General features: G+C 48.3%; 18 protein-coding genes, 1 tRNA gene and 1 pseudogene. 14 read left to right on the top strand and 6 right to left on the bottom strand.

The window, feature by feature from the left end:
• Nucleotides 1-8: 8 nt before the first annotated feature.
• Nucleotides 9-197 (top strand): annotated as a pseudogene (locus tag H8K29_RS17860) (hypothetical protein); the annotation flags it as partial.
• 32 nt (nucleotides 198-229) lie between these two features.
• Here H8K29_RS17860 and H8K29_RS03795 read toward each other — a convergent pair.
• Together H8K29_RS03795 and H8K29_RS03790 are read right to left on the bottom strand one after the other, a co-directional pair.
• A complete protein-coding gene (locus tag H8K29_RS03795) occupies nucleotides 230-3,580 on the bottom strand; it encodes a PAS domain-containing protein (protein WP_186896438.1) in 3,351 nt (1,116 codons plus the stop codon).
• A 346-nt stretch (nucleotides 3,581-3,926) separates the two neighbouring features.
• The gene (locus H8K29_RS03790; protein WP_186896437.1) at nucleotides 3,927-4,394 is read right to left on the bottom strand and encodes a hypothetical protein; all 468 of its coding nucleotides are present in this window, start codon (nucleotides 4,392-4,394) and stop codon (nucleotides 3,927-3,929) included.
• 444 nt (nucleotides 4,395-4,838) lie between these two features.
• On the opposite strand from H8K29_RS03790, the gene H8K29_RS03785 reads away from it, so the two are divergent.
• The 3 genes from H8K29_RS03785 to H8K29_RS03775 are packed head-to-tail and all read left to right on the top strand — an operon-like array spanning nucleotide 4,839 to nucleotide 8,373.
• Nucleotides 4,839-5,684 carry an undecaprenyl-diphosphate phosphatase gene (locus H8K29_RS03785; RefSeq protein ID WP_186896436.1) on the top strand — a complete coding sequence of 282 codons (846 nt, stop codon included), beginning with the start codon at nucleotides 4,839-4,841 and terminating at the stop codon, nucleotides 5,682-5,684.
• A gap of 3 nt (nucleotides 5,685-5,687) precedes the next feature.
• The gene (recQ, locus tag H8K29_RS03780; protein WP_186896435.1) at nucleotides 5,688-7,532 is read left to right on the top strand and encodes a DNA helicase RecQ; all 1,845 of its coding nucleotides are present in this window, start codon (nucleotides 5,688-5,690) and stop codon (nucleotides 7,530-7,532) included.
• 22 nt (nucleotides 7,533-7,554) lie between these two features.
• Nucleotides 7,555-8,373 (top strand): fumarylacetoacetate hydrolase family protein, encoded by an 819-nt coding sequence (locus H8K29_RS03775; RefSeq protein ID WP_186896434.1) that lies wholly within the window; start codon nucleotides 7,555-7,557, stop codon nucleotides 8,371-8,373.
• A 50-nt stretch (nucleotides 8,374-8,423) separates the two neighbouring features.
• On the opposite strand, the gene trmB is transcribed toward H8K29_RS03775, so the two are convergent.
• Entirely contained in the window at nucleotides 8,424-9,140 is a 717-nt protein-coding gene (gene trmB / locus H8K29_RS03770; protein WP_186896433.1) for a tRNA (guanosine(46)-N7)-methyltransferase TrmB, read from the bottom strand.
• 363 nt (nucleotides 9,141-9,503) lie between these two features.
• On the opposite strand from trmB, the gene H8K29_RS03765 reads away from it, so the two are divergent.
• The 7 genes from H8K29_RS03765 (at nucleotide 9,504) to H8K29_RS03735 (ending at nucleotide 14,711) form a co-directional block, all read left to right on the top strand.
• Nucleotides 9,504-10,916, top strand: a complete 1,413-nt coding sequence (locus H8K29_RS03765) for a hypothetical protein (RefSeq protein WP_186896432.1) — start codon at nucleotides 9,504-9,506, stop codon at nucleotides 10,914-10,916.
• Between the two features lie 375 nt (nucleotides 10,917-11,291).
• Entirely contained in the window at nucleotides 11,292-11,687 is a 396-nt protein-coding gene (locus H8K29_RS03760; protein WP_186896431.1) for a hypothetical protein, read from the top strand.
• Nucleotides 11,688-11,744: 57 nt separating this feature from the next.
• Nucleotides 11,745-12,881, top strand: coding sequence for a replication initiation factor domain-containing protein (locus tag H8K29_RS03755; RefSeq protein WP_186896430.1), 1,137 nt, complete (start codon nucleotides 11,745-11,747; stop codon nucleotides 12,879-12,881).
• The gene (locus tag H8K29_RS03750) at nucleotides 12,878-13,075 is read left to right on the top strand and encodes a DUF4224 domain-containing protein (protein WP_186896429.1); all 198 of its coding nucleotides are present in this window, start codon (nucleotides 12,878-12,880) and stop codon (nucleotides 13,073-13,075) included. Before H8K29_RS03755 ends, H8K29_RS03750 begins: the two co-directional genes overlap by 4 nt.
• A 3-nt stretch (nucleotides 13,076-13,078) precedes the next feature.
• Nucleotides 13,079-14,104 carry a tyrosine-type recombinase/integrase gene (locus tag H8K29_RS03745; RefSeq protein ID WP_186896428.1) on the top strand — a complete coding sequence of 342 codons (1,026 nt, stop codon included), beginning with the start codon at nucleotides 13,079-13,081 and terminating at the stop codon, nucleotides 14,102-14,104.
• Nucleotides 14,105-14,185: 81 nt separating this feature from the next.
• Complete coding sequence (locus tag H8K29_RS03740) at nucleotides 14,186-14,437, top strand: type II toxin-antitoxin system Phd/YefM family antitoxin (RefSeq protein ID WP_186896427.1); 252 nt, start codon at nucleotides 14,186-14,188, stop codon at nucleotides 14,435-14,437.
• Entirely contained in the window at nucleotides 14,427-14,711 is a 285-nt protein-coding gene (locus tag H8K29_RS03735) for a type II toxin-antitoxin system RelE/ParE family toxin (protein WP_186896426.1), read from the top strand. The genes H8K29_RS03740 and H8K29_RS03735 overlap by 11 nt, the downstream gene beginning before the upstream one ends.
• 135 nt (nucleotides 14,712-14,846) lie before the next feature.
• On the opposite strand, the gene H8K29_RS03730 is transcribed toward H8K29_RS03735, so the two are convergent.
• Nucleotides 14,847-14,920 (bottom strand) — tRNA-Gly (locus H8K29_RS03730).
• 1,209 nt (nucleotides 14,921-16,129) lie between these two features.
• On the opposite strand from H8K29_RS03730, the gene H8K29_RS03725 reads away from it, so the two are divergent.
• A complete protein-coding gene (locus tag H8K29_RS03725) occupies nucleotides 16,130-16,573 on the top strand; it encodes a thioesterase family protein (RefSeq protein WP_186884965.1) in 444 nt (147 codons plus the stop codon).
• 61 nt (nucleotides 16,574-16,634) lie between these two features.
• Nucleotides 16,635-16,991, top strand: a complete 357-nt coding sequence (locus H8K29_RS03720) for a DUF1304 domain-containing protein (RefSeq protein ID WP_186884832.1) — start codon at nucleotides 16,635-16,637, stop codon at nucleotides 16,989-16,991.
• 65 nt (nucleotides 16,992-17,056) lie between these two features.
• Here H8K29_RS03720 and H8K29_RS03715 read toward each other — a convergent pair whose 3' ends face one another.
• A complete protein-coding gene (locus tag H8K29_RS03715; protein WP_186896425.1) occupies nucleotides 17,057-18,166 on the bottom strand; it encodes a phospholipase A in 1,110 nt (369 codons plus the stop codon).
• A gap of 52 nt (nucleotides 18,167-18,218) precedes the next feature.
• The gene (locus H8K29_RS03710) at nucleotides 18,219-18,962 is read right to left on the bottom strand and encodes a TIGR00730 family Rossman fold protein (protein WP_186896424.1); all 744 of its coding nucleotides are present in this window, start codon (nucleotides 18,960-18,962) and stop codon (nucleotides 18,219-18,221) included.
• On the opposite strand from H8K29_RS03710, the gene polA reads away from it, so the two are divergent.
• Complete coding sequence (polA, locus tag H8K29_RS03705; protein WP_186896423.1) at nucleotides 18,963-21,743, top strand: DNA polymerase I; 2,781 nt, start codon at nucleotides 18,963-18,965, stop codon at nucleotides 21,741-21,743. It abuts the gene before it with no gap.
• The last annotated feature ends 702 nt before the right edge of the window (nucleotides 21,744-22,445 follow it).

Below are 22,445 nucleotides of genomic sequence, written 5' to 3'. Positions count from 1 at the left end.
CATAATTTCCCAAGGGCAAGCCTGCGGGCGTTAAATGTATACAACTGGCAGATGATCTGCGATGTCTGATTTTTGGGAAGCCTGAGCGACCTGCCTGCTGTTCGGGCTTGCAGGCGTCACATGACATGTGCGGAACAAATCGCGAACACGCAATGTTATGGTTGCATGAACTGGAAAAAGCGACCGCACCGCAATGAACATCATGCAAACGCTGAACCCCGCATTATTCTTATTTCTGTGCCTTTACGATGCGGTTGCGTCCACCGTTTTTAGCCCGATACAGCGCTGCGTCGGCCTCCGCTAAAATGCTCTCGGGGCTGCCATTCAGCGCTGCGATTCCTCCGCTCAAAGTGATTCTGATGCAATGGCCTTCGCCGGAATTGATCTTGCTGTCTTCCAGAGCAATACGTAAACGTTCAGCGACCATCATGCCGTCTTCAGCGCTGGTGTTTGGTAACAGCACAGCAAACTCCTCGCCCCCCAGACGGCCGGCCAGATCGTCTTTACGCATGGTATTGCCATGCAGAAGACCGGCAAGATAAACCAGCACTGCATCGCCGGCAGCGTGACCAAAGCTGTCATTCACATGCTTGAAGTGATCAAGGTCGAGCATAATCAGCATGCCGCCTTTTCCGCCTTGCGCGATCAATGTCAGCTCTGCCTGCAGACGCGCCATGAAGGCGCGGCGATTCGCCAATCCCGTGAGCGCATCCGTGGTCGCTAAATACTCCAGATTCTGCTCATGGCGTCGCCGCTCGGTGACGTCACTGACGATCATCAGGCGACCAATATTGTCGTCGCCGTTTTTCAGCGGAATCAGATTAATTCTGATGGTGCGGCCATCCGGCAAACTGTATTCGCCATCTTCGACAGATTCTTGGAATGTATCCAGAATGTCTTGCGAAATCATTTTGCGAAAGGCTTCCCGGTTGATCCCGGTCAGCGCCACAGGAGGCGTCTGCACCCCCAGAAGATCACAGATCACGCGGTTCGCCACAACAACGTCGCCATTCTGATTTTGCGCCAGAACACCACCCGGAAAATGTTGTATGACTTCAAATAAGTGCGCGCGGGTGCTGCGTAATGCATCCTCTATCCGCCGGCGCTCGGTGGTATCGACCATGGTCCATATCAGATCACCCTCAGGATTATCGGGATCCAGCAAACTGCCACGAACCGCAAACCAGCGCAACTCACCACCAACGATAAACTGTTGATAATCAATATTGATACCACCATCCTGCCGCACCGTTCTGTAATAGCCGCCAAAGGTATCAAAAGAATCGTCATCAGGATGGATGATGCGCATACTCCTGCCGGTTAATGCTAAGCCATCTTCAGAAAACGTATCAATCGCACGCTGATTTGCCAGACGGATAATGCGCTGCGAGGTAGTCACAAACAATGCCGCCGCCGCATTATCAAGCAAGGCACGGCGCAAGGTTGTATCGGCCATGCGCTGACTGATGTCCGTCTGCGTTCCTATGACCTGTTGTCCTTTGCCATTGAGTTCCTGCGTAATCTGGCCGCGTATTTCTACCCAACACCAATCACCTTGTGATGTCAGCAGACGGGTTTCAACATGAAACGGCTCACTGCGCTCTATTTGTGCCTGTAATTGCTGTAGCACGCTCATTCTGTCGTGTGGATGCAGCCACTGGCTCCAGTCATCAAATTGAATAGTGTCATCGTGTGCCGGATAGCCCAGCATTTCGTAACAACGCGCATCCAGTTGGATCTGACCACTGCCAAGATCCCAGTTCCACAGACCATCCTGCACCGCCAATACGGTCAGGCGTAAACGTTCTTCGCTTTGTTGCAAGGCTTCATGCTCTGCATGCTGTTTGGTCACGTCTTGTATATAACCGTGCCACAAGGTATTGCCGTCAGCTTCACGCTCAGGATTAGAGCATCCGGCTAACCAGCGTATCTCACCGTTATCACGGACAAAGCGATATTCGTTGAACCAGGGTGTCAGCGCGCGGGCGGATTCGTCAATACTGGCGCGCAGTTGCGGCTGATCCTGGGGATGAACGTGCTCAAGCAGAAAAGCAATATCCTTTGCCGCTTCTTCCGGCGTCGTATCGTAAATATCCACGATATGCGGACTCGCATACGGGAAATAGCCGCTACCGTCAGGGCGTTGGCGATATTGATAAACAACACCCGGTACTTGCGCCACCAGTTTGGTCAGGCGTTGCTCTAATTCTATGCGCGCAGCCTCGACTTCACGACGCGCGGAAATATCGGTAAAAATACCAAACACCTTACGTGCCCGACCATCTTCGTCATGCAGAATCACCCTGCCGCGCGCACTGATCCAACACCATCCGCCATCGCTACGCAGCATTCGATGTTCGTTCTCAAAGTTATCGGTTTTACCGTGGCGTACCTGTTCCAATTCGGCATACACCGCTGGCCAGTCATCCGGATGAATCAAACGCCGTATACCCTCAATACTCTGTTCAAGGTCGTCCGGAGTAATGCCCAATATGAAATGAATGCGACTATCGATGTTCATGTGGTCGTTACTCAGATCCCAATCCCAGACACCGAATGCGCCGCCTTCCAGCGCCATCTCGAAACGCTGCATATTCTCCTGCAGCAAAATCTGTTTGCGACGCACGCGCTCGAATAAGGAAACAATCCACAACACCGCAGCCAGAATAACAAGCGTACCCAGCGCATTTCTCCAGCGGCTGTCAGAAATCGCCTCATGTAAATTCTCCAGTGCACGCTCACTATCGAGACCGACGCTGACCACGAGCGGATAGTTTTTCAAGCGGTTCCAGGCGTAGTAACGCTCAACACCATCAACCTTTGCCTTGACATGATATTCACCCTGGTTTTTTTGTGGCATCCGCACAAATTCACGTTCCGGCGCGACCCATTGCGTCATCGCCTTATCCTGCATGACCGAGCGCGCCAGATAGCTGCCATCGTTGCGTACGACAAATGCGACATCGCTGCCGCCGGAAAACACCTCACGGAAATAATTGGAAATGTAATCGGGTGAGATGGAGAGCACCAACACGCCGGCAAATTGACCGGCACGCTCCACCGGATAAGAAAACTGCAGTGACCATTTGCCTGAAACGCGTCCCATGATCGGACGGCTGATAAATAATTTTGCAGGGCCACCATGCGTATGCACCAGGAAATGCTCACGGTCTGCAATCGACACTTTAGGTGCTGCGCCCTGCGGGTCGGACAAACTCGAATAAACGAGATTCCCACTGACATCGGCGACGGCAATTTGCAAGATACTGTCACGCGGAAAAGTCTTGAGCGCAGTCTCAACTGAACGCGGAAAATCCGCTGCACGGTCAGTTACGAACTTCGTTGCGAGCGTGTGTGCCAGATATTCGAGGCTGGAGATCGACGAGCTGACCTGCGTCACCATCGCCGCCGACATTTGCACCGCCCGCAAACGCGTCTGATATTTATTGTCCTCTAATTCCGATGCCTGATAACGCAGCAACTGCGCCCAATACAATGCGCACAGCAGTAATGCCAGCGCAATCGCAATGAAGGGACGTAAAAGTGAACGGTGACGGGGGAAAATTCTGCTGGATATCATTTTAATCATGCTTTCAACTACCGGGCATTCACATCCGGTAGCTTTCTGTTTCGCACGCATTGACCTCAACACGTGCAACTAAGTTCAGAATAAGCGATTTACTGACGAAACAGAACAGAGCAAAAACTCTATCTTTGCGGAAACGACGGCTAAATCAAACCATAGACACAATGATTGACATTTAGTCGTCAAAAATAGACGGAAATGTGCTTCCGATTTAGCATCGGAAAAAGAAAATGCACCGTCAGCAATTGACGATGCATTTGAAGAATAAAGCGAAGAATAGCGTCATTCCAAAAATGGAATATCGAGAAATTAAGTGGCAGCGGCGCCAGCTTATTTCTGATTACATCAGGCGCATACGCATGGTGTCGCCATTCAGAAAAAAAAGCGACACGCCGTCGTCGTGCGCTTTCACCAGATCGACCTGTTGTTCGAGTACCGTTGCATAGATTTTCTTGCCATCTGCACGGAAAATTCCGAACCAGCATTTGCTATTGGAAATCAGCTTAGAGACTGAACGTGCCGCCAGAAATAAATACTCACTACCGCGCACATTCATGCTGGCGCTCAGTATCTGTCCGCGCGCAAACGGCGTTGGCAAATGCGCCGAGATAATCCGTGCGCCCTGATGATCAACTTCCATCACTGCACCTTTGGTCGGCCGGGACGGCTTCACTACAAATTGATACGGCCCCATATTTGTTGGCACCTTCGCCGCAATTTCTGCGGTTTCCGGAAAATCCTGAAAATACGTCTCCGAATTTGCTTTCTGCTTCAGGGAAGCGCTGGTTTGTATGCCGGATTTTTGCATGGTGATCTCTCCTCTGCTGGCAATGATGTGCAGACATCTGCATTCGTTTTCCATCTCATCACTCAACAAAGCAATCACGATGGATGTGCAAAGTATCTTTAAACCACACAAGAACAACAATAATTTTTAATTAAGTATTAAATTCCGATACCACGCGTAGCAATATCTGCACGGCATTGCTTACCCTGCCCAGACCGAGCTACACAGGTAAAAATATACTCCCCCCAGTATCTAAAATAGCCCAGCAAATACGCTGACATTAGCTGCATTATTGAAAAATATGGGGGGGAGTATGCATTTCTGGCCGTATTTCCCGGGTCGCGGGCGGCAAAAACCGGAATTGAGTCGCGTCTGGCATGTTAAGCTTCGTGCCTGCTAAAACTGCGGCTTCCGCCCGGTTCAACATTGCCCATTTCAACATCGATTACACAAGTGAATAACGCTATGGATTTACTGCTCGCCGTTAAAATTATCATCATGGGCATCGTCGAAGGTCTGACGGAATTTTTGCCTATCTCCTCCACCGGTCATCTGATCCTGACCGGCAGCCTGTTGAATTTCACCGGCGAGACGCAAAAGGTATTTGAAATCGTGATTCAGGCCGGTGCTATTTTCGCCGTATGCTGGGAATACCGCGCCAAAATCGCCTCGGTGTTGTCTGGCCTCGGCAGCGATCCGAAAGCGCGCAAATTCACGCTCAATTTGCTGATCGCCTTTTTTCCGGCCGCGATTCTGGGCCTGCTGTTTTCCAAACACATCAAAGCCGTGCTATTTGCACCGGTGCCAGTAGCGCTCGCCTTCATCGTCGGAGGCCTGATTATTTTGTGGGTAGAACGTAATCAGAAAGGTGCCGACACGCATGATGACAGCCATGCGCGAATACAGACGGTCGATGACATGACACCACTCGATGCGCTCAAAATCGGCGTCGCGCAGGCGTTTGCACTGATCCCCGGCACCAGCCGTTCCGGTGCCACGATTATCGGCGGCATGCTGTTCGGCCTGTCACGCAAAGCGGCAACCGAATTCTCCTTTTTCCTGGCGATACCAACGCTGCTGGGCGCCACGGTCTACTCGCTCTACAAAGCCAGAAACGAATTGTCGATGGCAGATTTGCCGATGTTCAGTCTTGGCACTGTGGCGGCGTTTATTTCTGCTTTCTTTTGCGTACGCTGGTTATTGCGCTACATCAGCTCACACAATTTCAATGTGTTCGCGTGGTATCGCATCGCGTTCGGCATCATGATTCTGATCACCGCATATACCGGCATGATTCAATGGGTTGATTAAGCAGTGTCATCAGCAAGTTATCCCGCCAATACGGTTGATCAGGCGCTGCACCTGCTGCAAACCGTATTTGGTTACCCCGCTTTCCGTTCGCAACAAGGCCAGATCGTAGAACACGTCGTGCACGGTGGCGACGCACTGGTACTCATGCCCACCGGCGGTGGCAAATCGCTGTGCTATCAGATTCCGGCACTGATCCGTCACGGCGTTGGCATTGTTGTGTCACCGCTGATCGCGCTGATGCAGGATCAGGTCGATGCGCTGGCTGAAGTCGGCGTACGCGCAGCCTTTCTGAATTCCACCCAGAGTTTTGACGAGATCCTTGCCGTTGAAAAAAAGATGCGCGAAGGCGAGCTTGATCTGGTCTACATCGCGCCCGAACGTTTGTTGACGCAACGCTGCCTGGAATTGCTGGAAGTCGTCGATATCGCCTTGTTCGCGATTGACGAAGCGCATTGCGTATCGCAATGGGGACATGATTTTCGTCCTGAATATATCCGTCTGTCGATACTGCACGAACGCTTTCCTCATGTACCGCGTATCGCACTGACCGCCACCGCCGATCAGCAAACCCGCGATGAAATCATCCATCGTCTGCGTCTTGAAAATGCGCTGCAATTTGTGTCCTCATTTGATCGCCCGAATATCCGTTATCAGATCGTCGAGAAAGGCAACGGACGTAAGCAGTTGCTGGATTTCATTCAGGCGCAGCATGCGGGTGACGCCGGTATTGTGTATTGCCTGTCGCGCAAAAAAGTCGAGGAAACGGCCGAATTTCTGAATGAAAACGGCATCACCTCCCTGCCGTATCACGCCGGCATGGACATGACGGAGCGCAGTCGCAATCAGGCACGCTTTCTGCGCGAAGACGGCATCGTCATGTGCGCCACGATTGCGTTTGGCATGGGGATAGACAAGCCGGATGTGCGCTTCGTTGCTCATCTGGATCTGCCAAAAAGCGTCGAAGGTTATTATCAGGAAACCGGCCGCGCCGGGCGTGATGGCGCCAGCGCCAATGCCTGGATGGCGTATGGCTTGCAAGACGTGGTGCAGCAGCGCCGTATGATCGATGAATCGGAAGCCAACGACACCTATAAACGCGTGCAAGGCGTCAAGCTCGATGCCATGTTATCGCTGTGCGAAACCCTGAATTGCCGTCGCGTACATATTCTTGATTATTTCGGACAAGCATCCGAACCCTGCGGCAACTGCGACACCTGCCTCAGCCCGCCGACCTCGTTTGATGGCACGATCGCTGCACAAAAAATTCTGTCCACCATTTACCGCGTCGATCAGCGTTTTGCTGCTGGTCATATTGTCGATATCTTGCGCGGCATCGATACCGAGCGCGTGCAACAGTGGCGTCACGAACAGTTGTCAACGTATGGCATAGGATCAGACAAAAGCGAAGCCGAATGGCGCGCGATTCTGCGTCAGTTGATTGCACTCGGCCTGATTGCAGTCGACTATGAAAATTACAGCTCACTGAAACTGACCGAAGCATCGCGCGCGGTTTTGCGCGGCGAAACCAAAGTTCAGTTGCGGCAATACAAAAAAGCAGAAAAAGCGGTGAAACATAAACGCCAGTCTGCGAAAGATTATGCGGAAGCCGAGCTCGGTGCAGAAGAACAGACATTGTTCGACAAGCTGCGCTGGTGGCGCGTCGAAACAGCACGCACTCACAACGTCCCTGCGTATGTGATTTTCCCCGATGCCACATTGCGCGAAATCGCCCGCAACGCACCGCAAACACTGATGGCGCTGCGTGCGATTTCTGGGGTCGGTGATAAAAAACTCGACAGTTATGGCGCAGAAATTTTGCAACTGATTGCAGAACTGCACGCGACCTGACATGACAATGGAGCGTCTGGACATGCCCTCTTTTCACTCGAATCAACAGCAGCACTTTTCTGAAGCGGCAGCTATCCTGCTCCAACGCAGGCGTAATGGCAGCAAAGGCGAACGATTACCAGAGTCCTGCCGCCCGCAAAATCTGGATCAGGCACTGGCGATACAAGCAGAAGTCAGCGCGCAATCTGGTGACAAAATAGCCGCATGGAAATGCGGAATGCCGGGTGCAAATACGGTCGTGCTCGCACCGATTTATACCAGCACTGTTTTTCAAGAAACTGATACTTGCCAAGTCTGGAGCGATCAGCAATGCGCACGCATAGAACCTGAACTGGCCTTTATTCTCGGGCATGATTTACCGGCTCGCGCAGAGTCTTATACGGTTGCTGAAATCGATGCGGCTATCCGGGAAACACGACTGGCGCTGGAATTGATAGGCACGCGCTACAGCGATCCCGACGCTGCTACTTTTGCCGAACATCTTGCCGATGGATTGTTTAATCAGGGCTTGTATCTTGGCCCGGTGATTCATACAAACATTCACACCGACATTCATACCGACGATGCGGCAAACTTACTAACGATGCCGATAAAGATCAGTTGCGCCGGACATACGCCACAAGAATTTTCTGGTGTGCATCCGGCAGGCAACCCGCGTGCGCCGCTGTATTGGCTGGTGGAGTTTCTGCGCAACCGTAGTCAGGATTTGCGGGCAGGTCAGGCCATTATTACCGGCTCTTATGCTGGCAGCCCCGATGTTCCGTTGCATGAAGATATCAGCGTCAGTTTCGGGCTGCTCGGTGAATTGCATGTGCGTTTTATCAGTAAAACGCCAGCATAAAAAAAGGCAGCTCAGATTAACTGGCTGCCATTATTAAGCTACTGCTGATATTATTTTTTACGGAACACCAGATCCCAGACGCCATGCCCTAAACGCAGACCACGGTTTTCAAATTTGGTCACCGGACGATAGTCAGGACGAGGCGCATAGCCGTCTGCCGTATTTTCCAGCGCAGGCTCGGCGCTCAACACCTCAAGCATCTGCACGGCGTATTCTTCCCAGTCAGTCGCACAATGCAGATAACCACCAGACGCCAATCGTGACGCCAATAATTGCACCAATGGCCCCTGTATCAGGCGGCGCTTATTGTGACGCGCCTTGTGCCACGGATCGGGAAAAAACACATGCACACCATGCAAAAACTCTGGCGCAATCATATTGGTTAAGACTTCGAATGCATCATGCTGAATAATGCGCTGGTTTTGCAAGCCCATCTCATCGGTCAGTTTCAGCAGACTACCGACGCCCGGCGTGTGCACTTCAACGCCGATGAAATTTTTCTCAGGCATGCTGGCAGAAATCTTGGCACTGGTTTCACCCATGCCAAAACCAATTTCAAATACCGTCGGCGCATGACGGCCAAAAGCCGCGTCAATATCAAGTAGCTCTTTTTTATACGGAATACAAAAACGCGGCCCCAGAGTTTCAATCGCACGCGCCTGCGCATCAGACAAACGTCCGGCGCGGGTCACAAAGCTGCGGATGCGGCGCTCAGTAGGGTCATAAAACAGCGGTTTGCTGCTGTCAGCAGGCTTGGAATCAGGCATACGGGAAATCAAAGGAAGAATTTACTGGAGCGGGTGAAGGGAATCGAACCCTCGTATGAAGCTTGGGAAGCTCTATTAAGTTTCTAATATCTACGCGGGTTTCGACGGGGTTTCAGTTCCGCAAAAGCGCTATTTTAACAGAGTGGCTAGCCCTTTAAAATAACTCTGTTTTCATTTTTGCGGAACGCTACAGTTAAACCAAATTCACATTTCCTAATTGAGCGTTTCTTATTGTTACCTACCTTAGCAGAGCTAAACTATCAGGCTTTTCAAGCATTCAAATTTGCTAATTAATTCAAATAGTTAAATCCATATTACATCTACAAATTCAAATTTTATTGCGACTTTAGAGTGTTGAGTGGTGTGCTTGGTGAATATTTTGTAGAAAAATGCTTGGTCTATTTATTTGCAGTTAGAATAGATCAAAATGCAATACTATCTATATTTAACCAAATAATATTTATGAATATTTATCAAGTAAATACGGTGTTCACTCCAAGCACGCCCGCACGCATCGCCTTTGTTGAGAGGAAATCAATTAATGATAAATTGGTGAATGCATTAACAACTTTAGGCAAGCAAATTGTTGTTTATGGACATTCTGGGTCTGGTAAAACGACTTTACTTGTTAATAAACTAAATCAAGTTTACGAATCTCATATAACTACTCGATGTATGAAGGGTATGAAATTCGAGCAGATAATTTTGGATGCATTTGACCAGCTTGCTACATTCTTCACCAGTGAAAGAACTGGTGCGCAGAAAAAAACTATAAGCGCTGAAATTTCCGCATCCTATTTAGCGCTCCAAAGTAAGGTTCAAGCTAATGAAGTTACAGAAGCCGGCACTAAAGAGCTTCGAATGGTGCCGCCTCAATTAACGGGACAAGCATTGGGTCGTTTCATAGGTGCGTCTAAATCTTGCTGGGTGCTCGAAGATTTTCATAAGATCGAGGAATCTGAAAAGTCCAAGTTATCGCAGCTCATGAAAATCTTCATGGATTTAGCTGATGAATATAATGATTTGAAAATTATTGCTCTGGGTGCTGTTGATACTGCACGGCAAGTAGTTGACTACGACCCTGAAATGCGAAATAGAGTTGCGGAAGTTCGTGTTGATTTAATGTCCGAGTCCGAAATTATGGACATAATCGCTAAAGGTGAGCAAGTTCTTAATTTAATAATACCTCTTGAAATCAAGAATTTAATAGCTCGTTATTCAAATGGATTGGCTTCTGTTTGCCATCATCTTTGCTTATACATGTGTCATGCTGAAGGAATTCACGAGACATGTAAAACTCCCTTTACGATGACTAAAGTATCTTTTGAAACAGCACTCAAAATGTACGCTGAAGAGGCATCCGACAGTATTCGGAGTACCTTTGATAAGGCATTAAAAGTTCGGAGAAAGTCTGCATTCAATAATCAAGAAATTATTCTACGGGCTTTATCTACATTTAAAGAGCGCGGTGCTAGCCGGATTGAGATTTATAAGAAAATTCAAGAAACGACGCCAAGTTTTCCTGAAAAAAATACTTCTAATTGCCTACCAAAATTGCTGACTCAAGAATATGGTGAAATTTTAAGGTTCGACTCCAATTCTGGATTGTATTCATTTTCTGATCCTATTTTTAGGGCGTTTGCATTGGTGTATTTCAGAGAGGAATTACCACCTAACGGAAATCTATCGGAAATCATGAAACAGCTAACGATGGAATTGAAAAAACATTTCCCAAAGGAAAATGTGCGTGTTGCTATCCATAAAGTTAGTAAATAAGTTGAAAATGAACTATCGCGGTAGTAATTGATTCAACTAATTCTAATTCTTTGTTTATTCATCAAAAACAATTGTTTAATTGCTTAAAAGCACTTAAAACTCACAATACGTATTGCAATCAATGATGTAAGAGGATTAAAAATCTAAAGCAAGGCGATTTGAGTCTGCTCGGCGCACACATAGCGCCGATTCTCCGAGGGCATAGCCCGTAGAGAGAACCGAATGGGCAGATTGCGCCGAAGGACGCAACCTTGCCGTCTCATGGTGCGCCTAAAGCGCATCCACGGATAGACTTCCGCAAACCGTATCTCAATCTCTTCAACGGTTGCCGAATACCCCTTAATCAATTATCCTGTTTCGATTAAGGAGGTCGCCATGGCAAGAAAAGACAAATACCCAACCCCACCAACAAAAGATGTTCATTCATCTGAACGTGCTGAGCAATTAGTGCAGATCGTGAATGACGCGCTGAATCGTTTTTCCGGTAGCGCCGATGAGTTAGAAAAAGCCATTGGCATGATGATGCTCGGTGATTACCTTGGCTGGAAGGTGCTCGTAATCATTCACAATAAAAGGACACTTCGAAAATACGAAGAAATCTTAGGAATTAACGTCCGAGAGTTTTTTCCAGAAGAGGGACTGATCGCAAAGCGTGTTCTTGGATATGAGATCGCTCTTAAATTAGGGAGTTTCTGGAAGGTCGTCAGCGGTGATGTCTCAGTCGAAAATCGGCGCGATATGACCGATCCAGCCGGAGAACTAAAAAAATAACAAAAAGGGTTTTCAAAACCCTTGAAAGGGTAATAAATACCCTCTATCGTAAGGGGTATGGATACCCCTAAACTTTCTTACGTTAATGATTCAGGCGTAGAAGCTGCATCTGCTGGCGCGTTCGCCACGCGGGCGCCTGCAGATGCCGCGCACTACCCCCCGTCTGGTAATACGGGGGGAAAGTTTCATACAGAAATAGATCCGAATACAGGTGAAAGTTTTATTATCTGTACGAATGGCAATGGAAAACCAATTGTCTATTTCATCCCGCAACCAGTAGATGGCGTAGTTCCCTACGCTGCAATCACTGATTATTTCAACTGTACTTTTCGCTTCGATTCCGCAGATTCACTGTCGGAATTATTTCAAAATCTGTTCGTCATCTTTGGAGTTAAGTTTGCTCCAGCGATTAACCGTGAGCGTGGCTTACACGGCTATAAAAATTCATTTCGGCTTGGTGAAAGTAGCGCCTTGTTTGCATACGGTGGCCAATCTGGAACGGCATTTCTCTCTTTGCCAGGTGAAGCATGTTCATTGGTCGCTGATTGGAACCTTGTAACTCAATATTTACGTGATACATGGCAGGCATCGATTACACGTTGGGATGGCGCGGTTGACGATTTCGATGGATTGCATACGGTTGATATGGCGGTAAGCCTCTATCAGTCAGGCGCCTTTAATGCTGGTGGTAATAAGCCTTCCTGCAATCAGAACGGTAATTGGATAGAACCAGATGGAAAAGGGCGTACGTTCTATGTCGGAAAACGCAAGAACGGAAAAATGCTGCGTGTATATGAAAAGGGAATGCAGCTAGGCAAGCTGTGGCATCCATGGGTTCGCTGGGAAGTGGAACTACACAACACTGACAGAATTATTCCATGGGAAGTCCTTACCGAGTCAGGACAGTATTTTGTCGGCTCGTATCCCAAAGCCCTTAGCTGGGTTCAAGAACCAATGATGCGTATTAAAACCATTAAGCGGCAAGCGCAAATCAGTTATGAACACCTTGCAGAGGTTGCTTCAATTGCCTATGGGGCACTTATCAACGTGATGTTAGACGTTGAAGGGTCAGCAGATGCTGTTCTCAAAAAGCTCAAACGAGACGGGATTCCGCGCAGGCTGCAACATCCTTTCGTTGAGAAGCAATCTGATTTTATCGATCCAATTCCTCAAAATAAATTTGAACAATCATGAGTACATTTCTTGATACTAATGATTTAGTTCTTTTAACTGGCCGAAAAACTAAATCAAAACAAGTCGCAACACTTCGAAAAATGGGAATCCAGTTCTTCATCAATGCCTGTGGAAAGCCAGTCGTACCGCTCTCAGCCATAGATGGGCGGCGTGAAGAGAAAAAATTGAAACATCAATGGAATCCAACGGAGTAGACCATGGGTAGAAAGCCGACGACCAATTTGAATTTGCCGCCCCACATGCGTAAACGAGTTCGTGGAGAACGTATTTACTACTTTTTTGATACAGGGGATAAGCCTCGTCGAGAAATCTCATTGGGGAGTGACTACATATCTGCACTCGCAAAATATGCAGAACTAAATGTTATAGAAAAAGTACAGGCACCAACGTTCGGTGATGCAATTGATCGCTATAAAAAAGACGAGCTACCAAAACTAGCAAAAAATACTCAGAAAATTTTCAGGTATGACATACAACATGTTGAGGCATATTTTCGAACAGCTCCTTTAGATCAAATTAGACCAGTGCATATCCGGAAATTTTTAGACAAACATCGAGATAAACCTACAACTGCCAATCGCTGTAAGCGATTATTTTCCAACATCTTCAACAATGCACGTGGTTGGGGTTATACCGATGCACAAAATCCTTGTGAAGGTATTCGCGGCCATTCACTTGATAAGCGCACGGTCTATGTATCAGATGATTTGTTCAACGCAGTTTATATGCAAGGAAGCCAATCTCTGCGCGATGCAATGGATTTAGCTTACCTGACGGGGCAGCGTCCGGGCGACACCCTGTCTATGACTGAAGATGACATAGTTGACGGATATTTGATCATTGAGCAGGAGAAGACGAAGCAACCGTTGCGCATCGTGATTTCCGGAAAATTAAAGCAAACGATAAAGCGAATTCAATTAAGGAAGAATGAATTCAACATTGTTACTAATGCCCTACTCGTCAACGAACACGGAAAGAGAATGACTCCGGCAGTTCTTCGAAACCATTTTACGGAAGCAAGGCAACTGGCAACCGCCGCCAATCCTGACCTTGAGCAAGCTATCAAAAATTTCTGGTTCTATGATTTAAGAGCAAAAGCCGCTGACGATACATCTGAAGCCAGAGGCGATCAAGCAGCTAGTGATCTATTAGGGCATGACAGCGTAAAAACGACCAAACGACATTATCTGCGTCGTGGGAAGATCGTCTCCCCAACAAAATGACTGCAAATAAAGGGAGGTGCACTTGTGCACTTAAAAGTGCTATTATCAGGTCATTTAAAAGATCATTTAAAGGTGTTAATCATGGAAGCTATACTCGCTCCGTCATCCGTTGGAATTAGCGAATTAAAGGCTAATCCTACCGCTGTGCTGGAAGCATCCGGCAATAAGCCAGTTGCTATTTTGAATAGAAATAAGCCTGTTGGATACATGCTCACTGCTGGTGCTTGGGAAAAAATTCATAGCATTTTGGAAGATGCAGAATTACGTCGTGTTGCTGAAGCTCGCTTATCAGATGGGAAGAAATCAATAAAGGTTAAGTTAGATGACCTATGAACTTGAATTTCACCCTGATGCAAAAAAAGAGTGGGATAAATTGGATGGTGCCGTAAAAGCACAATTTAAAAAGAAATTGGCCGAACGCTTAGAGCAACCTCATGTCCCGAGTGCAAGCGTCAGTGGCGGTCAAAACTTATACAAAATTAAACTCAGAACTATTGGCTATCGGCTTGTGTATCAAGTTAAGGATAAAGAGATAGTTGTACTCGTTTTATCTGTTGGAAAACGAGACGGAAATATTGCCTACCAAAAAGGGCTCGCTCGGAAATAATACGAGAGGAGAGGCGGCCTAAATCGGCCATGTGATGCATGATTATAAGAAAGCCTGAGAATATAGTTTTGCGGAACTTTTATAGAATTGCGGAACTCGGGCACCGAACAAAACCAGCTAAGCTGTTGATTTTATTGGAGCGGGTGAAGGGAATCGAACCCTCGTATGAAGCTTGGGAAGCTGCCGTTCTACCATTGAACTACACCCGCGAAACCGCCATTTTACGCGGGTTTGACGTGGCTTGACAACTTCCGGCGATGGCTGCTGTGAGCGAAAATGTGATGGCCTTTATTTTCTTTCTGTGATGGCAGGACTACCCCCCCTAGCAATTATTTTTGCAGCAAACCTGCAACTCCTGATATAGCCTGAAAATCTTCGGTAGTAGCTTGTTATGAACCCTAACAAAGAATTTATCAATATCTATGCGTCTGACTCTGTTCGTATCTGGGTCAATTACTTCATAGCATAACGACCTCGCATTATTAACAATACAAGTCAAAAACTTGTGTTTGTGATTATTGGAGAGCGACCGAAGCAATGCGAAGTCTTTATCGTCCTTCAAAATTGACCAAAACATATTAGACAATGTCCGATACTTCGGACTTGATATCGCGTTGTAGAAATTATCGTTCCAATTGCTATTTGACGGTGTAATTTTCTTTGTTTCGCCTTTTTTAACATACGTCAATGGAGGAAGAACCAGATAAATCACATAAGGGAAAGAATCAATCATTGCATGAGCATTTGCAACGTAGGCGGTTGCATAGGCTTCAAACTTCCTCCGTATCTCGCCCGAAGAGTCAAAATGGTCAAGCGGAAGATGTGAGCACGCATTCGTGAAGTCCGTAAAGTAGATGTGCGCATAATCATTTCGTTTAGCAAATGACTGCAATGCAAAATCTAGTTTTTGACTGTGTTTTGAAGACGGGACAGCTAGCTTAAAATCGTCAATAGTCAATGTAGGCGCGGCAGTCGTCATCTATTGATTCCCTATTTCAATGTTGGGAGAGCTACACTCTCCAAACCCCTGGTGCATTCCCAGCGATGGACCCGTTGAGCGAGTTTGGAGGGCATCATAGTGTTTCAAATAGGCAGGGCAGTTTGAAGATGTTGTTGCAAACCTTGATTTCAAGCGAAGCCTTACTCTATAAGGTTTCCCTCGTCTTGATGGCTGTAGAACCCTTCGACCATTTTACGAGGGTTTGACTACCCTTGACAAACCGCTAGCCGCATGACTGACGTTCACGGAATCCGGAATGATGAACGCAAGCGATGTCTTGTCGTCACCGCAGCAGGTTCAGACTCCATGCGTTAAAACGTGCTGGCGGCTTGGATAGTCAACTTAGGAAGCCGTCCAAGATCGCCTCAGAACGGCTAAACAGCTACAATCAGACTTTATGTCTTTTTCCAGAATTCCCATGGCTCGCCTGCAATTGCATTTCCCTGAAGACCAGTATTACTACTCCACTCAGCTCACCGTTCGCGTTACTGATATCAATGGTGCCAATCATCTCGGTAACGATTCTATGATCTCGATGATTTCTGAAGCGCGTGCCCGTTTCTTGTTTGAGTTCGGCATCCGGGAAACGGCTCAGGATGGCATCGGTATTATCGTCACAGACTTGGCGACAACCTATAAAGCCGAGGGACATGCGCGAGACCAGTTGCTGTTTGAAGTCGGCGTGATGGATTTTAATAAATACGGCGGCGACATTACTTTCCGCATCAGCCGCCCGGCAGATCAGGCGCAGGTCGCAATGGCAAAATCAGGTTTTGTATTTTTTAATTACCAGTTGGGAAAAGTCGTTCCTATGCCGGAAGAGTTTAAAAACAAATTTAATCGCGTTAACTGGCTGGACTGATGCTCAAAAATGCAAGATCCGTTATGATCATCATAATTAATAATATAAAAGGAGCATCTGCATGTCTTTAATCGGAAACGTCATCGTTGGGCTGGTTGCGTTATTACATGTCTACATTCTGATACTGGAAATGTTTTTATGGGAAAAACCAGCTGGACTGAAAGCCTTCAGGCAAACCAAAGAATCCGCCGCTGCCACCAAAGTGCTGGCAGCAAATCAGGGTTTGTATAATGGATTTCTCGCCGCTGGCTTATTCTGGGGACTCAGCCTCGGCAGCGCCGGACATGATGTGAAGGTGTTTTTTCTTGCTTGCGTTCTGCTCGCTGGTTTGTACGGTGCGGCAACTGCCAGCAAGAAAATTCTCTACATCCAGGCATTGCCCGCCTTGCTCGGTCTGATACTGCTGAATGTCGCCTGAACCTGCAGTTTCGTCATTCATCTCAAAAAAGAGCCCGTCAATTATCAACGACGGGCTCTTTTTTATCAACGCCACTCGACCAGGGAAATACCGAGGCCAAACCGGTTTTGCCGGAAATTGTAATCAATCAGACTTTCGCCATAACCACTGAATATCTGAGCATATCCATGCAAACCAGCAACCAGCGGAAATGCCCATTCCAGCTGAACGGAACCACGGGATTCTTTCCCAGAACGCAAACTATGCCGTCCCTGAAAAGTAAAAATATGCTCGCCGGTTTTGCGGGTCAATAACAACTCACCCCGGCCAATATAATTTTCAATGCCTGGATTATCATCTGCACCAGCCGTTTCCTTGATGCGCCACCAGGGACGCAGACTGAGGCTCCAATCGCCACGCTCAGCGGCGACTTCACCAATCACACGATTCCAGCTGCGGGATAAAGGCAGGGAGCGGCCATTTGACTGGTGATTTAAACTGACCGATGCCATGCGTCCATGCCAGCCCATGACTTCAAACGGTGTGGAAAAAACCGCCATCAGTTCAGGCTCATAATTCGTTTCGCGGAATGGTCGCGACAAATCGTCGTTGTACACCTGCCAGCGTGAGGATTGCGTATAGCCGCCCCAGATCGTCGCGCGGTCGCCAAATAAACCGTCAATAATCTTGGACTTAAAACTCAACTGGAATTTTGCTTCGGCAGGGCTCAGTCCCATCGCATCGGACTGATGCCCAGGTGTCGGCGAGAATGGCGCTTTGTTGATCCGACTACTGTAGGTCGCTGGCAAGATGTACACAGGTTTATACAAACGCGGTAAAAACCGTGGATTTTTATTCGACGGATCAAGATCCCAGCGCTCGGTCAATCCATCGACCCGCTCGCTCAGAAACGAGCGCGGCGCCTCACCTTCTGCAACAACGGCAACCGGTGCAATAGGTGAAACGACGGTTTCCGCTGTCATTGCAGGCGCAAGATTAACGGCATTTGCACCCGCCAAACTCTTATTCCTGTTATGCAATTGATCGTAACAGGCGAGTCGTTCTGCATCGTTTGCCAACTCAACGCAATTACTCTGCGCGGCAACATTCAGACATGGTGTCATCAGCAACAGCGCGCTCATCGGCCATATCTTCTGATGCGGTTTATTTAATTTATTCGATTTATTCTGTTTCATTGCATTTTTTCTTGTCTGGCATCATCGCTGACGGATATTTCTTACACTGTGATTACAAGTACAACATGCGTTGCCGTTCGTCTTCAGAAGGCTCGATATCGCGTGCTTCGTAGAAGGCAAAAATCGCATCGACAATATTTGCGGGCTCATCAATCAGATGCACCAGATTCAGATCCGACGGCGCAATCATGCCATTGCCCGCCATCTGTACCCTGATCCATTCCAGTAAGCCGCTCCAGAAACTGGTGCCCACCAGAATCACGGGTATATGCCGCGTCTTTCCGGTTTGTATCAGTGTCAGGACTTCGCTGACTTCATCCATCGTGCCAAAGCCGCCGGGAAACACGACGTACGCATCGGCATATTTAACAAACGCGACTTTACGTGCAAAAAAATGGCGGAAACTCAGGCTGATGTTTTGCCACGGATTCGTACGCTGCTCATGTGGCAATTCGATGTTCAGTCCCACCGAGGGCGAGGCACCTTCATAGGCGCCTTTGTTCGCGGCTTCCATAATACCGGGGCCGCCACCGGAAATGACTGCAAAGCCCTGATCTGACAAACGGCGGGAAAGGTCAACACAGAGCTGATAGTATTTGTCATCCGGTTTGGTTCTGGCTGAACCAAAAATAGTCACCGCCGGGCGTATCGTCGAAAGGCGCTCGGTGGACTCGATAAACTCTGCCATAATCGTGAACATATGCCACGATTCACGCGCTTTTAAGGCGGTTGCCTTATCTCTGTCGATAATCTGGCGCAACCTCGTTACATCTTTTCTGTTTCCGTTTCCGTTCATATGCAAAATACCCTGTTATTAGTCGATGGCTCAAGTTATCTGTACCGAGCCTTTCACGCCATGCCCGATCTGCGCAATCCGCAAGGAGAGCCAACCGGCGCCATCTACGGCATCATCAACATGCTACGCCGTTTGCGCAGTGATTATCCGGCAGCATACATGGCATGTGTATTTGATGCAAAAGGCAAAACTTTCCGTGACGATTTGTATCCCGAATACAAGGCGCAGCGTGCTGCCATGCCTGATGATTTGCGCCTGCAGATAGAACCGATACACGAAGCCGTCAAAGCCATGGGCTGGCCTATCCTGATGGTCGAAGGCGTCGAAGCCGATGACGTGATCGGCACACTCGCTGTCGAGGCTACCGCACGCGGCCTCAATACCATCGTTTCTACCGGCGACAAAGATCTTGCTCAATTGGTGAATCCCCACGTCACCCTGATCAACACCATGAGCAACGAAAAGCTTGACGAAGCAGGTGTGCTTACAAAATTCGGCGTACCGCCTGAGCGTATCATCGATTATCTGACGCTGATCGGCGATACGGTCGATAACGTTCCCGGTGTGACCAAATGCGGCCCCAAAACAGCGGTCAAATGGCTGGCCGAATATGACAGTCTGGATGGCGTGATCGCTAATGCTGACAAGATCAAAGGCGTGGTCGGCGATAACCTGCGTGCGGCATTAGACTGGTTGCCGCAGGGGCGCGTGCTGATCACCGTCAAAACGGATTGCGATTTATCAGCACATCATATTTCTATCGATGAATCGCTGGTCGCGAAAGAAGAAAGCAAAGAAGCGATGCTCGCGTTCTACAAACGCTATGGTTTTAAAACCTGGCTACGCGAATTATCTGGCGATGCAACGGCGGGCGCGACGCCGTTAAGTTCAACAGCAAAAACCACTGCTGGCTCAGGTAATACGCCAGCACAGGCGGGCTTATTCAATGACGACGGCGCAATACCTGCAACCATTATCAGCAATTACGAAACTGTGTTAACCGAAGCCCAGCTTGACGCCTGGATCGCACGCATCAATGCTGCCAACCTGACCGCTGTCGATACCGAAACAACCTCGCTCGAACCGATGACAGCGCAACTGGTCGGGATTTCTCTGTGCTGCGAAGCAGGTCATGCCTGCTACATTCCTGTTGCACATCAATATGCCGATGCTCCGGCACAACTGTCGCGCGCATCGGTATTGGAAAAACTCAGGCCGTGGTTAGAAGATGACAGCAAAGCCAAGGTCGGGCAAAACCTGAAATACGATACACATATTTTTGCAAATCATGGCGTCGCGCTGCGCGGCATCGTCCATGACACCCTGCTCGAATCTTACGTCTTTGAGTCGCACAAATCGCATAACATGGACAGCCTTGCGCTGCGCCATCTCGGCAAAAAAACCATCAGCTTTGAAGATGTCTGCGGCAAAGGTGCGGCGCAAATCTGTTTTGATCAGGTGGAACTGCAACTCGCGACAGAATACGCCGCGGAAGATGCCGACATCACGCTGCAATTGCATCTGGCGATGTGGCCAGAAATAGAAACAGACGCCAGCTTGCAGCGCGTTTATCACGACATAGAATTGCCGACGTCGGTCGTGCTGCAAAAGATAGAACGCAACGGCGTACTGATCAATAAAGACTTACTCGCCACCCAGTCGAATGAAATCGGCAAGCGCTTGCTGGAGCTGGAACAAAACGCCTACGAACTCGCAGAGCAACCGTTCAATCTGAATTCGCCCAAACAGCTTGGTGAGATTTTCTTTGGCAAACTAGGTTTGCCTGTCGTCAAAAAAACACCGTCCGGTGCGCCATCGACGGATGAAGAAGTTTTACAAAAACTCGCAGAAGATTACCCGCTACCCAAAGTATTGCTGGAATACCGCGGCCTCGCAAAACTCAAATCAACTTACACCGACAAGCTGCCGAAAATGGTGAATACGCAAACGGGTCGCGTGCACACCAATTATGCGCAGGCCGTTGCGGTGACCGGGCGGCTCGCCTCGAATGATCCTAACCTGCAAAACATTCCGGTACGCACGGCAGAAGGCCGACGCATCCGCGAAGCCTTTATCGCGGCACCCGGTAACGTCATTATCTCCGCTGATTATTCGCAAATCGAATTGCGCATCATGGCGCATATTTCCGGTGATACCAGCTTGCTGAAAGCCTTTGCCGATGGCGAAGACGTGCATAAAGCGACCGCCGCTGAAATTTTTGGTGTTGCGCTTGATGATGTCACGAGCGAGCAACGGCGCTACGCGAAAGTGATTAATTTCGGTCTGATTTACGGTATGAGCGCATTTGGACTCGCCGGTAATCTCGGCATAGAACGTGCGGCGGCACAAAGCTATATCGACAAATATTTTCAGCGCTATCCCGGCGTTGCGCAATACATGGCCGATACCCGCACCAAAGCCAAGGCACACGGCTATGTCGAAACCGTGTTCGGACGGCGACTGTGGCTGGCAGAAATCAACAGCCCGAATGGCCCGCGTCGTCAGGGCGCCGAACGTGCGGCGATCAATGCGCCTATGCAAGGCACTGCTGCCGACCTGATTAAACTCGCCATGATTGCAGTGCAAAACTGGCTGGAAAGCGATCACTTGCAATCAAAGATGATCATGCAAGTCCACGATGAACTGGTGCTCGAAGTACCGGAATCTGAACTCGAACTGGTACGCAAAAAATTGCCAGAACTGATGGCGAATGTGGCGCAGCTGCACGTTCCTTTGCTGGCAGAAGTCGGTATAGGAAAAAATTGGGAAGAAGCACATTAAAGTGCATTAATTTCTGCGACACCTCCTTTATATATGCGGCTGCTGGCAGCGTTTCGTGCCAGCAGCCGCATATATATTCAACATAGCCAACGATAATAGTTGCCCATAATTGCCGACTATTGATACTGCCTCTGGTGCGAACGCATTGTTTACCTCAGGTCACCGACAGCGCGCCCATTTTGTCTGATTAACGTCATACGTTAATCCCTTCGTTTACCGTGAAACGTTAATTAAAGTTAAGTCAGTCAGCCCTCTTTTGCAGCAAATAAGATCCGTTCCTGCCTGCGAAACAGCCAGATTGGCACTGATCACACCCATCCTCTTGCAATTGCATTTAATTTTGCAGGTCAATAGCGACGCAATAAATTGCGACGTATCCACTGAGCAACTTTCCTTTTACCGGCAAAAAATTTACTTATTGTCAGCTATATTTTCTTGGCGTAGAGTCGAAAAAGAGCAATTTTTGATCGCTGAAAATGTTCCGCACTCTGACATTCTGAGTGTTTTTTTTAATGCATATCACCTGCTTAGGTACTCTGATTTTTGACATTAACCTGTAAGTCACATCGTTCTTTTTTATCAAATACGCAGAGTGATATTGAATGTTTCAATGCATCTCAAGCTGTACAACGCAGTACTGAGAATTTATGTTGAACCAAACAGGATGCGGAGATTCCAGCCGCTCAGATCATGAAAGAGGAA

The organism is Undibacterium sp. CY21W, assembly GCF_014284265.1.
GTDB lineage: Bacteria > Pseudomonadota > Gammaproteobacteria > Burkholderiales > Burkholderiaceae_D > Undibacterium > Undibacterium aquatile.
The sequence above is the reverse complement of the archived record's forward strand: the minus strand, read 5'-3'. Positions and strand labels throughout refer to the sequence as shown.